The 18,057-nt window shown below is 46.7% G+C and carries 9 protein-coding genes and 1 pseudogene; 7 read left to right on the top strand and 3 right to left on the bottom strand.

The features are described from left to right. Positions 1–16: 16 nt before the first annotated feature. On the bottom strand, positions 17–1,753 hold the full coding sequence (locus ACN0R1_RS01200) for a DEAD/DEAH box helicase (protein ID WP_417579080.1): 1,737 nt from the start codon (positions 1,751–1,753) through the stop codon (positions 17–19). A 70-nt stretch (positions 1,754–1,823) separates the two neighbouring features. Between ACN0R1_RS01200 and ACN0R1_RS01195 the strand changes: the two genes are divergently transcribed. Continuing rightward, complete coding sequence (locus ACN0R1_RS01195) at positions 1,824–2,303, top strand: GNAT family N-acetyltransferase (RefSeq protein ID WP_417579078.1); 480 nt, start codon at positions 1,824–1,826, stop codon at positions 2,301–2,303. A 126-nt stretch (positions 2,304–2,429) separates the two neighbouring features. Here the strand turns inward: ACN0R1_RS01195 and luxS are convergent, their stop codons facing one another. Further along, on the bottom strand, positions 2,430–2,954 hold the full coding sequence (luxS, locus tag ACN0R1_RS01190; protein WP_417579076.1) for an S-ribosylhomocysteine lyase: 525 nt from the start codon (positions 2,952–2,954) through the stop codon (positions 2,430–2,432). A gap of 67 nt (positions 2,955–3,021) precedes the next feature. Then, positions 3,022–5,766, bottom strand: coding sequence for an EAL domain-containing protein (locus tag ACN0R1_RS01185; RefSeq protein WP_417579074.1), 2,745 nt, complete (start codon positions 5,764–5,766; stop codon positions 3,022–3,024). Positions 5,767–6,114: 348 nt separating this feature from the next. On the opposite strand from ACN0R1_RS01185, the gene ACN0R1_RS01180 reads away from it, so the two are divergent. The 6 genes and pseudogenes from ACN0R1_RS01180 (at position 6,115) to ACN0R1_RS01155 (ending at position 18,040) form a co-directional block, all read left to right on the top strand. Next, positions 6,115–8,844, top strand: a complete 2,730-nt coding sequence (locus ACN0R1_RS01180) for an ATP-binding protein (RefSeq protein ID WP_417579072.1) — start codon at positions 6,115–6,117, stop codon at positions 8,842–8,844. Continuing rightward, positions 8,841–10,943: pseudogene (locus tag ACN0R1_RS01175) on the top strand (EAL domain-containing protein). The gene ACN0R1_RS01180 and the pseudogene ACN0R1_RS01175 overlap by 4 nt, the downstream one beginning before the upstream one ends. Next, positions 10,944–12,092, top strand: coding sequence for an FIST signal transduction protein (locus tag ACN0R1_RS01170; protein ID WP_417579070.1), 1,149 nt, complete (start codon positions 10,944–10,946; stop codon positions 12,090–12,092). A 10-nt stretch (positions 12,093–12,102) separates the two neighbouring features. After that, positions 12,103–14,661 (top strand): response regulator, encoded by a 2,559-nt coding sequence (locus ACN0R1_RS01165; RefSeq protein ID WP_417579068.1) that lies wholly within the window; start codon positions 12,103–12,105, stop codon positions 14,659–14,661. A gap of 3 nt (positions 14,662–14,664) precedes the next feature. Next, positions 14,665–15,891 carry an EAL and HDOD domain-containing protein gene (locus tag ACN0R1_RS01160; RefSeq protein ID WP_417579066.1) on the top strand — a complete coding sequence of 409 codons (1,227 nt, stop codon included), beginning with the start codon at positions 14,665–14,667 and terminating at the stop codon, positions 15,889–15,891. A gap of 58 nt (positions 15,892–15,949) precedes the next feature. After that, the gene (locus ACN0R1_RS01155) at positions 15,950–18,040 is read left to right on the top strand and encodes a putative bifunctional diguanylate cyclase/phosphodiesterase (protein WP_417579064.1); all 2,091 of its coding nucleotides are present in this window, start codon (positions 15,950–15,952) and stop codon (positions 18,038–18,040) included. Positions 18,041–18,057: the final 17 nt, after the last annotated feature.

Here is an 18,057-nt window from a genome sequence, read left to right as displayed (position 1 = left end):
ATAAAACACTGTGTCTTTAGTATAGCTCATGAGCCTTGCGGTATTTGCCTGAATAATCAAACAGCCTTTCACTAATCGACCAGTGCTGATTACGCTGCCTGGCGATAACAAAATCCGGGTGCTTTAACTGGTCTGCAACCTTCAGTGCCTGTGGTGCTGAGCGGATTCTGCTCTGTTTAGTTTCATCATGCCAGCGTCTAAACACACGGTTAAATACCCTCTGTTGAGCGGCTTGGCTCAGGTCAAAAGACTCACTGAGGGTCTCACCCTCTTCATCGTGGTAGGTCACTCGTAAGCGTTTATCCTGAAGACTGAACGTCATGCCGGCACAACGCAGGATTTTAGCATCTTTGAGTGATAAGGCGCGCTTCAGCAGGTCATCATGATCAATGAGTAACACGTTGCACTGCTCGCAACGTCTTGCTGCAATATCATTTTCTGCATTACATTGCGGGCATTCGCGAAAGCGGAAACGAAAGCGGCACGGCTCAACCGGAGGATCACCGACTAGCCCCTGGCAACATCGACCAAAGTGCTCGACAACCTGGCCTTGGTCATCGGTACGTCCCCAGAAGGTATTAGCAAAACCGCACTCCGGACAAAACACCTGCACGGGTTCGGTATTGGCTGCTGGCCTGGGCGAGCCTACCTCTGGACTGAACAGATTAAAGCCATTGGCGGCATAGTCTATGATTAAACAGTCTGATTTACCTGGAAATAATCTTAATCCACGCCCAGCGATCTGCTGATACAGACTGACCGAGCGGGTTGGACGCAAAATGGCGATTAAATCAACATGAGGGGCATCAAACCCAGTCGTTAGCACTGATACGTTAACCAGGTACTTGATCTGCTGTTGTTTGAAGGCCTGTAGCATCTGATCGCGTTCAGCTGTGTCTGTATTGCCAGTGATCAGACAGGCTTGTTTTTGTGGCAGATAGCTCAGAATTTCTTCAGCGTGTTCGATGCTGGCGGCAAAAATCATCACCCCTTTGCGTTTGACGGCTTGTTCAACGATCTCTTCGCAGATGGCTTGAGTAACCCTGGGATACTTGTGCAATAACCGATTAACCTCGTCGGTATCATAGTTGTCGGCACGGTCGCTACTGAGTTGTGAAAAATCGTAATGGCGGGTCGCTGCATCGATACAAACAGGTGGTGTCAGGTAACCTTCGCGAATAAGCTGACTGAGGGGTAACTCATAAATGCAATGTTCAAAGGTGGCACTGAGCGTGTCTCTGACAAAACCGCGATAATCTCGGCGGTAGATCCAGCCTTCACCCAGCCGATAGGGTGTAGCGGTCAGGCCGAGTAATTTCAATGCGGGGTTGTGTTGGCGCAGGTGAGTCAGCACTTGCTGATACTGGCTGTTCTCATCAGTGCTGACACGGTGACATTCATCAATAATGACCAGTGAAAAGGTTTCACTAAATGACTTGGTGTGTCCGGCTAATGACTGAATACTGGCAAAGGTAACCTGATGTTGACTATCCCGACGTTGCAATCCGGCCGAAAATATACCGGCCTGTAGTCCCAGGGCCGCATATTTAGCATGGTTTTGCTCGACCAGCTCCCTGACATGGGTCAGTACCAGAATACGTTGACGTGCAAGGCGTGCCAGTTCGGCAATGACTAAGCTTTTGCCGGCACCGGTCGGTAAAACAATCACGGCGGATTCTGTGTTCTGTCTGAAGTGACTCAGTGTCGCTTCGACTGCCTGCCGCTGGTAGTTACGTAGTATAATCGGTTGCATTAAAGGCCTTGTATGCTGCAATTAGCACTGCCGAGGATTCGCCATAAATAAATAAGGGAAGCAATCGACCATGATAACAATTGTAAAAGCTGATCTCACCCATCCTGAACATGCCGATGCGCTGGTACAGTTGTTGTGTGAATATGCCTGTGATCCTATGGGGGGAGGGGAGCCTTTAGCGGAGCAGACAGTTAACAGCTTGGTGGCTGAAATGCAAAAAAGGCCGCACCTGCATAGCTTTATTGGTTTTTCCGGTTCTGAACCTGTGGCCTTGATGAATACAGTAGAAGGCTTCTCCACCTTTGCGGCTAAACCCTTGTTAAACATTCATGATGTGGTGGTCAGTCGTGCCTTTCGCGGGCAAGGAATTTCGCGTCTTTTGTTTGAAGCGGCTGAAACCTTTGCAAAAACACAGGGCTGCTGCAAATTGACACTGGAGGTGCTGGAAGGAAACGAAATAGCTAAGAATGCCTACAGCCGTCTGGGCTACGGGCCTTATCAGCTTGATCCAGAGGCTGGAAATGCACAGCTTTGGGAAAAGAAAATTTAGAAATAATTCTGTTTTTTCTGTTTTTTGTTTGGTAGAATTCTGTTTAATGAATCGCTTCAGCGAGATTCAACAGGAGATCTGAGTTACACCCTCAGGAAGGGGGTGCAACTCACTGCGACGCAGGCTTTAATCAGCCTGCGTTTCTTTTTGCTGCAAGAACTCTTCACTCAGATAGAGCTCATCATTACTGTTTACTCCCACTCCCCGACTAATGATATCGGTTGCGATCTGCTGTGCTTCTGACAGAGAGTGCATGGTATAGGTGCCGCATTGATAGGCATTCAGCTCCGGAATCTCTTCCATTGATTTTACCTTGAGCACATCCTGCATGGCGGCGGTCCAGGCATCGGCAACCTGTTGTTCTGTCGGGGTACCTATGAGGCTCATATAAAAACCTGTGCGGCAGCCCATGGGTGAAATATCGATAATTTCAACCAAATCGCCATTCAGGTGATTGCGCATGAACCCGGCAAAAAGATGCTCCAGAGTGTGGATGCCTTTTTCTGATAGGATTTCACGGTTGGGAATACAAAAGCGCAGATCAAATACGGTAATTGGATCACCGGATGGGGTTTGCATCATTTTGGCAGTACGCACGGCAGGGGCCTGCATACGGGTGTGATCTACACGAAAACTGTCGAGTAAGGGCATAAGAAACTCCTGATTTCATTTGCCTATAATGTAGCATATACACTGCTCGGACGGTATGCAGATGCCCCTAGTCCTTGGCTGGCTCAGTTGAAGTTTGTGCAATACAGTTGAGTAGTTGGTTATCCGACAGGGGTTTACTGAAATAGAAGCCTTGATAAAAATGGCAACCGAGTGCCTCAAGCTTTTGCAACTGCTGTTCCGTTTCGACACCTTCTGCAATCACATTCATTCCAAAGGCCTCTCCCATGGCCAGTACGCTACGGATGATGGCTTCATCACTCTGGTTATTCAACAGGTCATGAATAAAGGCCTTATCCACTTTAATTTGATCGAAAGGGAGCTTCTTCAGGTAAGACAGCGAGGAAAATCCTGTACCGAAATCATCCAGAGAAAAGCGAATGCCAGCCTGCTTTAACTGGTTCATTCTGGTAACGGCCTCATCGGTATAGTCAATCAGCAGGCTTTCCGTTAACTCCAGCTTTAACCGGTTAGCTGGCGCATTGGCATCGGTAATGTGCTGCAGTACCCGTTCGACAAAATCATTACACTGGAACTGTCTGGCACTGATGTTGATTGCCAGGGTCCATTGTGCCGTGTAGGGGTGTTGTTGCCAAAGAGCAAGCTTCTGACAGGCTGTCGCGATGACAAAATCGCCTATCAATATGATTAGATCAGATGATTCAGCTAATGGAATGAACGCGGCCGGTGAAATTAATCCTTGGGTCGGGTGTTCCCAGCGAATCAGTGCCTCACACCCGGTGATTTGCCGATGCTGGTTATATTGTGGCTGGAAAAAAAGACGCAGTTGATTTTGTTCCAAAGCATGGCGAAGATCATTTTCAAGTTGCACCACCTGATCCACTTGCTGCTGCATGATTGGATCATAAAAGCTTATGCTGCTATGGGTGTTGAATTTGGATTGATTTTTGGCCAGATCCGCACGTTTAAGCAGTTCATCAGCGGTGCTGTCGGTATCGGCACAGTGCACAATGCCGATGTTAGCCTGGGTATAAACCGCTTCGCTCTGAATAGTAAAAGGCGTAATGAATACGCTCTCTATATCTTTTATCAGGTGTTCTATATCGAACAAGGCCTGTTCAGCAGGCTGTTCGCGGAACTCGCACAAAATAACAAACTCATCGGCAGCCAGTCGAGCCAGGCTGGAATAGATAGGCAAGGCTTCTGTCAGCCGTGTGGCTACATCACACAAAAGCTGATCGCCTGCACGGCGTCCCAGGCTGTCATTTACGAGTTTAAAGTTTTTCAAATCGATCAATATCAAGGCAAAGCTGTGATCTTGCATTTTTGCACGTGTTGTTGCGGAATGAATACGATCACGAAGCAGGTCGATATTGGCCAGCCCAGTGAGTTGGTCGTAGAGAGACAAGTGTTCTATTATTTCTTTGGATTCCTTTGCCTGGGTTATGTCGGAAAAAGAGGCGACATAACAAAACTGCTCAGCGTGGGTCCCTGCTACTTTGGTAATACTAAGATGTTCTGGGAAAATTTCGCCGTTTTTGCGCCGGTTCCAGATCTCGCCCTCCCAATAGCCCAGCGTGTTAAGCGCACGCCACATGGTTTTATAGAAGTCTTTATGATGATAGCCAGAGCTGAAAATTGAGGGATTGTGCCCGACTACTTCCTCTTCGCTGTATCCAGTAATGCGGGTAAATGCCTCATTAACACGGAGGATTTGGTTATGTTCATTGGTAATGGTGATGGCTTCATGGGTATTGAACGCGGCGGCGGCAATGCGCAGCGCCGCCGCACGTTTTTTACGCTGGCGAATATCGTAACTGACCCACGTCGCTGCTACCAAAATACTTAATGCTAATGCCAGCATAATTTCAGACAGGTACTTGTCGACAAAATCACGCATATCAAAGTGAGTAATGCGATCAGGGTGTACTCGGAGCTCCAGCAGTATGTGCTCCAGGTTGGCGTAGTCAACCGGTGGTATAAAGCCGAAATACCCCCCGCTCAGCGCCGCCGGTGAATCGGGTGGAATGGCAAAAAGTGCCTGGGTTATATCGCGAACGGTCAAGGGGTCCAATGACGGCATGGCTGCAAAAGCCCATTCAGGAATGAGCGGGGTGGAGTGGATCTGTGGTAATTCTGCGTGGTGTTGTGGGTTGATAATTTGCAATTGATCCAGTGACAGCTTGCCAGCCTGAACCATTGACTCTATGACCCCCGAGCGAACAAAGGCTATGTCGACCTGCCTATCGAGCAACATTTCAATGGCTTTATCTTGAGGTTGGCCGGTGAATGTCAGCTTCTTAACGTCGTGAGGGAGGCGTACACCGGCTTGACTGAGCGTCCAGTGTTGTATGCGGTAAGCGCCGAGTGAGTGGGAATGTACGGCGGCCACATGTTGTCCACGTATTGCATTCAAGCTATTAAGTTCTGGTCGATCAGCCAGTGCCACTATCACTCCGGCAAAGCGTGCCAGGGGTTGCTTGTCTGAGACAGGCATGAGTGTTGCCGAGGCCGATACCCCAGAGGAGGATCGCAGTAAAATGTAATGTTCGGGTTGAGTAAGAATAAAGTCTAGCTGTTGGTTATGGACAGCTTCAGTCATGCTGTCCATAAACAGAACCTGTAGTTCCAGTTCGTACTGAGGGAGTGCCTGACTCAAATACTTCAGGGTTTCCTGCCACTGCTGTTGAGTGGATTCCAGGCTGCGAAAAGCCAGTACGCCGATGCGTAGTTTTTCTGTTTCAGTTGCGTTGACAAGCTGCGCACAACTGATCAGCAGTAAAGAAACAAACAAGCCAAAAAACTGCAATGCAGGCTTGATCCGTATGTGCAACAGCGGGCACTCCTTCAGGGATTGGCAGAACAGAATTTGAAATTACTATCCAACTTTGTTCGCGAGTATAGAACAACTGCTGTTTAAATAAATTGCTGTGAGTCAAGCTGTGGAGATATTAAACAGAAAAAGCAGAAATTAGTATTGTTTTCCGATTATTCTGTATAAAATACACCCAGATATATTGTGAGTAATGCTAAGTATTGGATTGACTTCGAGCTGGAAGGGCAATCAGAATGCGGGTAAGGGTCCAATCATAAAAAAGATGATCTACACAGTATATAAGCTTTCGAATAGCTACTGATTGTGATCGGCTGCTTTGAGGTGTTTACAAGGTAAAATGTTCTGATGAAGAAGCGCAATCAGCAGCAGTTGCTCGAGCAGCAGCGAAAACGCTTTCGTTGGATGATGATTGTGTTGGCTTTTCTGTGCGCGTTGGCATTTGTTGTATTAGGGGTCTGGGTTGCCAAGGGTACAGAAGAGGATCATCTGGTACGCTCAGCCAGAGCCTATGCAAAAGCCGTCGATTCGTTTCGCGCTTTCTATACTGATGTGATTGTGAGCGCTGTGATCGTGCATCCCTGGGTAGAGGTCACTGAGCACTACCGTGATAAGCCTGGTGCCATTCCCATTCCGGCCACTATGACCATCGATCTGGTTGAGTTCATGAGCTCTCAGGATAAGAATATCAGTGTACGCCTGATTAGTGATTTTCCATTTCCGCAAAGGGCTTCGCGGACTCTGAGTGAGTTTGATCTGGCTGCTTTGGATGTGATTCGCAACCAGCGAGCCGAAGAATTTTATCGTTTTAACTATAATCAGAATCACAAAGAACTGAATTTCGCTACACCCATTATCATGCAGCAGACTTGCGTAGCTTGTCATAACAACCACATAGATTCGCCGAAGACTGATTGGCAGGCGGGTGATGTGCGTGGCATACAGGTAGTTACAATACCCAGTGAACCTATTTGGAACAGCAGTGGCTACAGACTCTATTATTTTATTGGCTTTGTGTTAATTGCCTTTGCTGCAGCGGTTAGTGCGTTGTTTTACATGGATGCTCGTGTGCGTAAAGTATTTAGCTTGCTGCAAACTAAAAACAGTGAGTTGGAGGCAACGACGACCGAGCTCAAACAGCAGCAAAAAGCGCTAGACCAGCATGCTATCGTCAGTATGACAGACCTGAAGGGTGACATTATTTATGTTAATGAGCACTTTAAAACAATTTCAGGCTATGCTGAACATGAGTTGCTTGGTGAAAATCATCGAATAATCAATAGTGGTTACCATGCACAAGCCATGTTTGAAAACCTGTGGAATCGGGTCTGTTCAGGGCAAACCTGGCATGGTGAATTAAAAAATATCAATAAGTCTGGCGAGTATTACTGGGTAACGGCGACTATTATGCCACTCTATAATGCAGACGGTGAGATGGATAGGTTTATCTCTATTCGTACAGATATCACTCAACAGAAAAAACTAGAGCATGATCTTAAAAGCAGTAATGAAGAACTCTTTGCTCTGAACCTTGTTCTCGAAGACGCGCGGCGTGAAGCTGAAGCCGCGAGTCAAACAAAGAGTGCCTTTCTGGCTAATATGAGCCATGAAATACGTACCCCGATGACCGGTATTATGGGCATGACTGATCTTGCTTTAGATACCCAGCTCACCGCAACTCAGCGAGGCTATCTCGACGTTGTTCGCTCATCCTCGCAGGCATTGTTATCAATTCTGAATGATATTCTTGATTTCTCTAAAATTGATGCTGGTAAATTACAAATAGAAGTTGTTAAGTTTGAGCTGAAAGAGTTGGTATGCTATTGCCTTAAACCTGCCGCTGTTATCGCGCGTAAAAAAGGGATTTCGCTACGGCTGGATATGCCGACGAATATCCCGGATATCTGTATTGCCGATCCAATTCGGCTAAGGCAGGTATTGGTTAATATCTGTGATAATGCGATTAAATTTACCGAGGCCGGTCAGGTGACTGTGTCGCTGCGTTGGACTGCAGATACGCATGCTACAGGACACCTGCATATTGATGTGACAGATCAGGGAATAGGAATCCCAAAGGAAAAACAGCGCCTCATTTTCGACGCCTTTGCGCAGGCTGATAATACCACTACGCGCTCATTTGGTGGTACAGGTTTAGGTCTGTCGATATGTATGAAGCTGATCGAATTGATGCAGGGTCATATGGGCGTAGTCAGTCAAGTCGGCAAAGGTAGCCGCTTTTGGTTTGAGCTGCCTTGTCAGGGGGCTGAGTATAATAAGAAAATACTGAAATCAGTCGAAGTCCAATCTGTTTTTATACTGGATAAACAGATTAATAATAATGTAGTTAATGCCTGTCTTGATAGTAAAAATGTGCAAATAAGCTACTTTGATAATAGAACTGAATTCGTTGAAAGTATTTATTTGGCTAGTGACAAAAACGTTAAATGTTTAATTAACAATTGTTTTGGTGACTTTAGTGCTGTCGAGATCATTCATGATTTAATAGCGCATGATATAAAGAATCATAATATTATCCTGATCGCCGATCATGTATCGGAATCTGAAATTAATGATGCTCAAACCTTGGGTGTGAGTCAGTTGCTGACACACCCTGTCGCCCCTGTTGAGTTATTTAATATGTTGGAGGGAATTGAGCATGTTCCTGTGAAGGAAAGGGTGGCTGACGCTTCGGAGTGCTTGAGTATTCTTGTGGCAGAGGATAACAAGGTCAATCAAAAATTAATCACCGCCCTTATAACAAAACAGGGTCATACCGTTACCCTGGTTGAAAATGGATTGGAAGCCTGGCAAACGTTTATGCAGAACACTTACGACTTGGTGCTGATGGATATGCAGATGCCAATCATGGGCGGTGTTGATGCAACCCGCAGTATTCGTGAGCATGAAACAAGTCATCAGTTGCCTCCCACACCTATCTATGCCATGACAGCCAATGTGTTACCGGCTGACAAGCAAGCGTGTATGTCAGCGGGTATGAATGGTCATTTGGGTAAGCCAATCAAGGTAACAGAGCTTAAAGCACTTCTTAATAGTCTGATGAAGTCAGGTGTCTCATGATTGAAAAATTGCCTACAAAAATACTCGTTGTAGATGACTCAGCGATTGAGCGACTGAAGATAAGCGGCTATTTAGGAAAACGTGGTTATCACATTATAGAGGCTGCTAATGGGGTAGAGGGAGTCGAATGTTTTATGCAGCACAAACCTGATCTGGTTTTAATGGACGTTAACATGCCAGTGATGAATGGTTTTGACTGCATTCAGAACATCCGAGCCTATGAAAAAAATATGGTAACACCGATCCTGATGTTGACCGGTGATGATGATATGGAATCAATAGAGTGGGCTTTTGAAGTAGGAGCCAATGATTTTTTCCCTAAACCAATAAATTTTCCACTCTTGCACCAGCGTATCCGCTATGCATTAAGAGATGCTAACAGAGAGCGCGACCTGCGCAGAATCACAGGGCTGCAGGAAACAGCAAGAGCGCTGGCTGGTTTATCTTTTTGGGAGCTGGATGCTAAGCAACAGCAGTTTATCTGGTGTGATGATGCTAAAGCCATTTTACATTGGGTTGATGAATTGAGCCCTGATCCAGAAAAGGCTTTGGCAATTATTCATCCGGATGATCAAAGTCGACTGAAGGCCGTATTCAAGGATGCATTAGATACCGGATTGAAGTTTGATATTGAAGTGAGATCACCAGGTAGTCGCCAGGACTACCAGTTAAAAATTGTCGGACAACGTGATGGTGAGCAAGCCCGGTTGGTCGGATCCTTTCAGGATGTTTCCGCACAGCGCCGCCTGGAGCAGCAGTCTAATTTTCTCAATTATCATGATTCGGTCACAGGGCTACCTAACAGACGCCTGTTTCAGCGGGATCTTGAAGAGTCTATACAGCTTATTGTTAATAACCGCAGTGCTGTGGCTGTTGTGGTTCTGGAAGTACTCAGATTTCAGCAACTGGTCGAAACCTATGGCACGGATGTAACTGATCAATTGTTAGTGCTGCTGGCAAATCAGCTAAAGAGCTTTATGCCCAACGATGCGCTTGTAGCAAGACTGGATGGCGGCGTGTTTGCACTGAAGTTAATCGTAGAGGTATCCATTGAGCATCATGAAAAAATATTGTCAGAATTGAATCAATGGTTAAAGCACATTGATCGGGCCTGGATGCTCGATGATAGAGAGACGTTTTTAACCTACACGGCTGGCATTAGTGTGGGACAGGATAAGACAACAGATGCATCTTTGTTGTTGCGTATGGCGCAGCGCGCTCAGCGCCTACAAAAGCCCTCAGGTAGCATTACTATCGGTTCTTATGAACAAGACCATGAAGACGGTTTGCACAAGCGCCTCAAGCTGGAGTCAGATTTGCGTGAGGCTCTGGAACAACAGCAGTTCTATTTGGTTTATCAACCACAGGTTGATTTAAGCAATGATCGTGTCGTGGGTGTGGAGGCACTGATCAGGTGGCGTCACCCGCAGGACGGCATAGTCCCACCGTATGTATTTATCCCTGTATTGGAAGAAATGGGGTTAATTAATGCCCTCGGCGAATGGATTTTACAGGAAGCTTGTCAGCAACAAGTGGGCTGGATGAACGAGGGGGTATCGTTGCGGATGGGGATTAACCTTTCGCCGGCACAGTTCGAACAGCCAGATTTACCTGGATAAATCATTGCCATAGCTAAAGCCTGTGGTACACAGCCGGAACTTATCGAGTTGGAAATTACCGAAAGCTTAGCCATGAACAACCCTGATGAAACCATTGCTATACTAAAACGGTTGCGAGCCTTTGGGTTTAAAATTGCCATAGACGATTTCGGTATAGGTTTTTCATCTTTGGAGTATTTGCTCCGCTTCCCACTGGATACGCTCAAAATAGATCGCGCGTTTATTAAAGATATTACCGCAGGACGAAGTGACCGAGCCATAGTGCGAGCCTTAACATCCTTATGTCAGGGGTTAGGGCTGACCACTATTGCTGAAGGCGTCGAAAACCAACGGCAAAGAGACTATGTGGATGCGTTAGGTGCAACTGAAATACAAGGGTATTTAATCACCCCCCCCTTGGAATCAAAGCAACTGATCAGTTTTATTAAAAGAAGAATGGCGGAACGTACATCTAATAACCCAAGAAGCACTGGAGAGTAGATGTCTATGGATGTTTTTTTTGAGGCTGAACCTTCTGTCGAAGCTTTTGAAAAGAAGTTGAGCAGTATCTATGAACAAACCCAGGCTCCTACGGTTCTGGTGTTTGCTGCCGATGAAAATAACTGGACAGCTGAAGCCCTGAATCCAGTGTTGCAACAAGCTAAGGCAAGTGTGCTGGGTGGGGTTTTTCCTCAAATTATCTATGCGCAACAAAACTATTCAACGGGTGTTGTTTTTGTTGCTTTGCAGTCCGCCGTTGAGTGGACAAGTCTCAGTGGTTTAAGTGATATCAATAGCAGTTTTGATAAACAGCTGGAGCCCCTATCCGAGTACTGGGAGGCCATGTCTGCTCCTGCGACACAACTGGTATTGGTTGATGGCTTATCAACCTGTATTGGCGCGATGATTGACGCGCTGTTTATGAACTTTGGCCTGGTTAATAATTTTATCGGCGGTGGTGCCGGTTCGCTCAGTTTTGTGCAGAAGCCCTGTTTGTTGACGCCCAAAGGGATGCTAATGGACGCCACACTGCTGGTCAGATTGCCTTTGGTGAGTGGTGTTGGTGTATCACATGGTTGGCAAGCGATTTCTCAATCCTTCAAAGTGACCTCGTCCGACAAAAACTGCGTAAAACAACTGGATTGGAAACCTGCATTTGATGAGTATCGGCAAGTTGTTGAAGCGCATAGTGGGCAAGTGTTCAATGCAGATAATTTCTATGACCTTGCTAAGTTTTATCCATTTGGGATCAATAAGCTTGATGCTGAAATGATCGTCAGAGATCCGCTGATGCTCAGTACAGATCAGGCTATGGTGTGTGTAGGTGAAGTACCGGAAGGTTCTTTTGTGCGTATATTAAATGGTACAGAGGAAAGCCTGTTGGCGGCAGCGGCAGAAGCCTGTAAACGAGCACAAGCAGCACATCGCCAGCAAACGGATCATCCGGTGCAACTGGGGTGTTTTATTGACTGCATATCACGGGTGTTATTTGAGGGTGACCACCTAAAGAATGAAATAGCCAAGGTGTCTGGCGACTACCCTTTATTTGGTGCACTGACACTCGGTGAAATCGCAAATTCAGGTAAGGATTACCTTGAGTTTTATAATAAAACCGCGGTGCTTGGGCTTCTGTCCGAGGTTGAGAGCTGAAGGTCGTCTAGTGAAGCAGTCACAGCAAATCGAAATTCTTTTTGAGATCTCTCTGGCAATCGGTAACAGCCTGGATTTAGGGGTGATGCTTAAAGAGACATTGAAAACTCTGATGCGCGCCTTAAACGCGAACGCATGTGTTGTCTGGCGCTTTACGGGCCGGGATGACGAGCTTGAGCCCCTGTCAGCCGCGGTGTGTTCACTTGAAATTCAGTGGCAAACCGAAATGAGTTTACCCCGCCGGTTTGACCAGCAGGAAGCTATAACGTCAATTCGTTCCGCCTTGTGCTTTCCTGAGCAGCGCCCTCGTCTAGGGGGATTTTGGGCAGAGTTTCCCCAGGTATTTTTAGATAATACTCAAGTTCGTTATGCCTTTGCCTTGCCGGGGTTTGGGGTCTTACTGCTGCAGAAGAGTACTCCGGTGCTGACGGACGATATGCTGGCTTCACTGCAAAAGCTTATGCATAAGCTGGCCAGTGCAGCTAATGCCTGCTTGTACGATGAACAGTTAAAAGCTCAGATTAAAGCAGCCGAAGCGGCAAATGTTGCTAAAAGCCAATTTCTGGCCAATATGAGCCACGAGATCCGCACTCCGATGAATGGGGTGATGGGTATGCTGGATCTGGTATTGGAAACAGAGTTGCAGCGAGAGCAGCGTGAGCACCTGGATTTAGCCAGGCTGTCTGCAAACCATCTGCTGGAGATTATTAATCACATTCTGGATCTGTCTAAAATTGAGTCAGGTAAGTTCGATCTTCAACCTGAAAGTGTGGATCTATACGAGCTCATAGGCACTAGTGTTAAAGCCTTGGCTCCAAAAGCCTGGTCGAAAAATATTCAGATTCATTATGATATTTCAGAAAACCTGCCCCAGTATGTCTATGTCGATCCGGCGCGTTTGCGGCAAGTACTCATCAATTTGCTGGGTAACTCCATCAAGTTTACCGAAAAAGGTGAAGTGCGTCTTAGGGTTATTTATGCCAATCATTCCCCTGAAGCTAATGAATTTCAGTTTCAGGTCATAGATACAGGGATAGGTATATCCGAACAGCGTCTTGACTCAATTTTTAATCCTTTTGAGCAAGTCGATGCTGCAACAAATCGTAAATACGAAGGTACTGGATTAGGGTTATCTATCACCAAACAGTTAGTTGAGATGCTGGGTGGTTCAGTCGATGTACATAGCCAGTTAGGACAGGGCTCTACATTTTTTGTCAATCTGCCGCTGGCCATTGTCACTGCGCCAGAGCTGCATCAGGCAATCGATATAGACTGGTGCCAGCAGCGTGTGTTGTTGGTGGATGATGAGCCTGCTAACCGTCGAGTGATTGAGGCAATGCTGAAAACTACAGGCGTTCAGGTTGATGTTTGCTCATCGGGACCCGAAGCTGTATTTAAAGTGCGTCACGCTAATCGTGTGGGTCTGCCTTATGGTGTTGTATTGATGGACGCCTGGATGCCAGGCATGAATGGCTATAAAACCACTGAGAAGTTGATCCAGGATCAGTTGTTGCACAATACACGGGTGTTGATATTGACGTCTTCAGCCGAGGCCGGAGATGCGCAGCGCTGCCGTGATATGGGAATATCCGGCTACATGACCAAACCTGTCACCTTGGCAGAGCTCAAACGAGCGCTTCAGGATCAGTTGAGTTTGCAGCGAGAGGTGCCCAAACAACTCCAGCCAGGAACTGCCGCGTTGGCCGGTATGAAAGTGCTGCTTGCAGAAGACAATATGATCAACCAGCGTATTGCGGTGAAACTGTTGGAGAAAAAACAGATGCAAGTCACTGTGGCTGGAAACGGCATTAAAGCTGTAGACAGTTTCCAGCAGCAACATTTTGACCTGATATTAATGGATATGATGATGCCAGAGATGGATGGCTTGGAAGCCACACAAAGAATTAGATTGCTGGAGAAAAATAATCCTACTCTTTCCCGAACACCTATTATTGCCATGACGGCCAACGCAATGGATGGAGATAAAGAGCGCTGCCTTGCGGTGGGTATGGATGGCTATATCTCGAAGCCAGTCAGGCCTGATGCCTTGTATGAGGAAATGTTGAAGCATGCAGCAAACACACTGGCCGCTGAGTCTTGCCCACCACTGAAGCTACTCCAGTCCCTGGATGAAATGATTGAATCTTTGGAAAAAAATCATCTCCAGTCGGATCAACAGATTTTACACACAACCCACGCTACAAGGGAGCCTGGACAGATTATGCACGCACACAATGAGTCGCTTTACGATTGGGATCAAGCTCTGGAGTTGATAGGGGGGGAAGAAGAGTTGTTACTGTCAGTGCTTGAAATGTTTCTGGATGAAGCACCGGAGTATCTGGAAACACTGGAGGTTTCAGCTCAACAGCAGGACCGGGAAACGCTTGTGAGAACTGCGCATACACTAAAAGGACTACTGGCAACCTTTTGTGCCGGCCCGGCAACGCAGGCATCTTCTGCCGTTGAGCAGCTAGCAAAACAAGGTGAAAATCCACAGGATTCAGTTGCTGAACTGAAAGTGATTATGGCCAAGTTGATTCCTCAATTACAACAACGACTGCATGGTTAGCCTATGCTTGATCATAATGATTTGACTGCGAATAAGCGTTATTGTATTGCTCTGCATCCTATATGTGATGCGGAGTTTAAGCATGTAGGTGATGAGCTGCTTTATCGTGCTTATGGTGGAGCATTAAAAGCGGACATCACAGATCCCTTGGTTGCCACAGCGAGAGCCTGTAGTGCAGCCTTCTATGAAATAGGGTTATATGCTTTGGTTGGGGACCGGCAGTTGTTTCTGAATGTGTCAGTAGAGTGGCTTGCTCAGCCAGACTTGATGCCACTGCCTGCTGATCAGGTGGTGATTGAGTTACCAGATTGTGAAATTGATACTCAGCTTTGGCAGCATATAGAGAGTGCTAAAACCTTAGGCTATCGCATAGCCGCATCGGCTGACACTATCTTAAGTGTCGGCGATAAACTGGCTGATTTGATTGATATTGTTAAGGTTGATGTGCGCGCAGAACAGGCTTTTGACACGATTGAGTATTTCCGCTCGCATAACTTAACACTCTTGGCAGCTTTTATTGAAAATGCAGAGGTATTGAACCAATCGATAGCACAAGGGTTTGATTTATTGCAAGGATATTTTTATGCGATTCCTGAACAGTTCCAGACTCAAGCAGCGATAAAACGGCAGGGTAATCGTGCGGCCGATATGCGTCTTATCAGAGAGTTGTATGCGCAAGAGGTTGATATAGGGAACCTTCAATCCTTGATTGTGCAGGATCCACATTTATGTACTTTGCTTTTCAAACAGGTTAACTCAGCATCGGATCGGCGCATGAATACCATCAGCAGCGTCAGTCAAGCGATCATGTTGATGGGCTTTGAAAAAATGCGCGCACTGGTTGCCACACTGTTGCTGGCCAATAATGAACCTGTAAAGCGATTGCTGGTATTCAAGTTACTGATTAGAGCTTCATTGGCAAAACGTCTCGCTACACGGGTAAACGATGTCGATCCGGAGATAGCCTTCACCTGTGGTCTATTCTCTTTGATGCATCAACTGGAAGGATTGGAGCTCTCTGTGTTGCTGGCAGAATCAGGTCTGGACAGCCAAATAACCGAGGCGTTGCTACAGCACAAGGGAGACCTGGGTAAAATAATAAAAGTTATTGAATCATTTGAAAGTGCGCGCATGGAGCGTCGATCTTTAAAGCTTGTAGAGGCATTGAATCGTGAGTATCTGGCCAGTGTGGCCTGGGCTCAGGAAATGATGTCATTAACGCAAGACTAGTTCTTCAAGTCTGCGTTAGATCGTATAACCAATAGACCCAATAGTCTGAATAAATTCAATGAATACTGATAACGACCAGCTTTCCCGAACGCCTCAGCGGTTCCAGCTGTTAGAACAGCAGGGACATATCCTTGATGCTGCTAACGAAATGATTTCCACCGTGTCATTGGATGAACGTCTGCTTTTTCTGAATCAGGCAGGACGACAAATGCTGGGGGTTTCTCCAGAACGAGACCTGGCATTAGAGCCGCTCTATGTCGCTGATTTTCATTCTCCCCAAGTCTACGCACTGCTGCGTGAACATGTGTTTCCATCCTTGCTAAAAGATTCAACCTGCTGGAAAGGGGATATTGAGTTCAGGGATCTAAATTATCGGCCAATACCAGTACACCTCACGGTCATCTCTCATCTTGATAGTGACGGCAAGGTGGCCTGGATTACAGGCCTTGCCAAAGATCTGCGTGAGCAGAATGCATTGGAAATTCAACAGCGTCTGGCCAAGCGGGTGTTCGACAATACGATTGAAGGCATTTTTGTAACTGATGCCTCAGCTCGCATATTTCAGGTAAACCCTGCCTTTACTGAAATAACCGGTTATAGCCCTGAAGAGGTCCTTGGTAAAACCCCTCGTTTACTGCGTTCCAATCATCATGATGCGGCCTTCTATGAGAAACTCTGGTCAGAGGTTGCGCTGAACGGGAGCTGGCAGGGTGAAATCTGGAACCGCCGTAAAGATGGCAGTGTATATTTGCAGTGGTTGTCGATTAATTGCTTGAAGAACAGCCGTGATGAAACTGAATATTATGTGGCGGTGTTCCACGACCTTTCAGAACTGCGAGCGCGTGAAGCAGAAATCGATTACCTGGTTAATCATGACCCACTGACGGGGTTGGGCAATCGCAGTCAGTTTCGTGATCGTATCGAGCAGGGTATTCGCAGTGGATTCGGGTCGCATACCAAAATGGCGGTAGTTAAGATTGATCTGGGTGAAATTCAGCTAATCAATGATAGCCTTGGTCATGCCTGTAGTGATCGCTTGATTAAACAGGCAGGCAGTCGTTTGAAAGAGTTGATCTCACGAAGAGATTCGCTGGTACGACTGGGCGCCGATGAGTTTGGCCTGGTGGTGGCCGATGTGCGCCAGATGCTGGATATCAGTCAAATGGCCTTTGATTTGAAACTGCAATTACAGGCACCCTTTATACTGGGGGGCGAAACCCTGTATATGAACCCTTCAATAGGGATCTCATTCTACCCAGATGATGCTGATAATGTTGAAGACTTGCTGCGTTGTGCGCGCACCGCCTTGCAGGAAGCCAAAGCCGCCGGACGCAACACTTTCTGCTTTTATAATCAGGACATGAGTCATCAGGCTCGCGATCGATTGGTGCTAGAACAGGCACTCAGAGAAGCCGTACTGGGTAATGCGCTTAGTCTTAATTTTCAGCCCAAAGTGCTGTTGGAGACCGGAGAGGTTTTTGCTGTCGAAGTACTGGTTCGCTGGCGTCATCCGGTATTGGGATTTATTTCACCAGCGGTATTTATTCCTATTGCTGAACGTTCCGGGTTGATTGCCGAGCTGGGGAACTGGGTTATGCAGGAAACCTGTCGCCAATTGGCAATAATGAAATGTTCAGGCCTCAAAATTCTGCCAGTGGCAATCAATCTGTCTGTCTATGAACTCGAACGGCCAGGGTTTGCCAGGCACTTGATGGACCCGGTCAAAAAATTTGGGTTGGACCCGAGCTTGTTTGAGTTTGAAGTGACTGAAACGGGATTAATGTCTCGTGAAGAAGCCGTCATTGATGCATTAAAACAGCTCCGTGATGCTGGCTTTAATGTAGCGCTGGATGATTTTGGCACAGGATATTCCAGTCTGTCATATTTGCGCAAATTACCCCTCTCCTCATTAAAGATAGACAGGGCGTTTGTAACGGATATGACTAAAGATAAAGTGGCGGCTAGTATTGTCAGGACGGTGATAGCGCTGGCTGAAAGTCTGGAACTGGAAGTCATTGCCGAAGGGGTTGAAACGGCAGAGCAGCAAGTGATGTTACTGAGTTTAGGTTGCCGGAAAGCCCAGGGCTTCTTTTTTTACAAACCGTTAAACCTGGATGATTTTCGCGCCTTACTTACCGAAGGCTGTTAGTCTTTTATCAGTATAAA

The organism is Nitrincola sp., from assembly GCF_048264025.1.
GTDB lineage: Bacteria > Pseudomonadota > Gammaproteobacteria > Pseudomonadales > Balneatricaceae > Nitrincola.
This window is presented reverse-complemented; position numbering and strand designations above follow the sequence as displayed.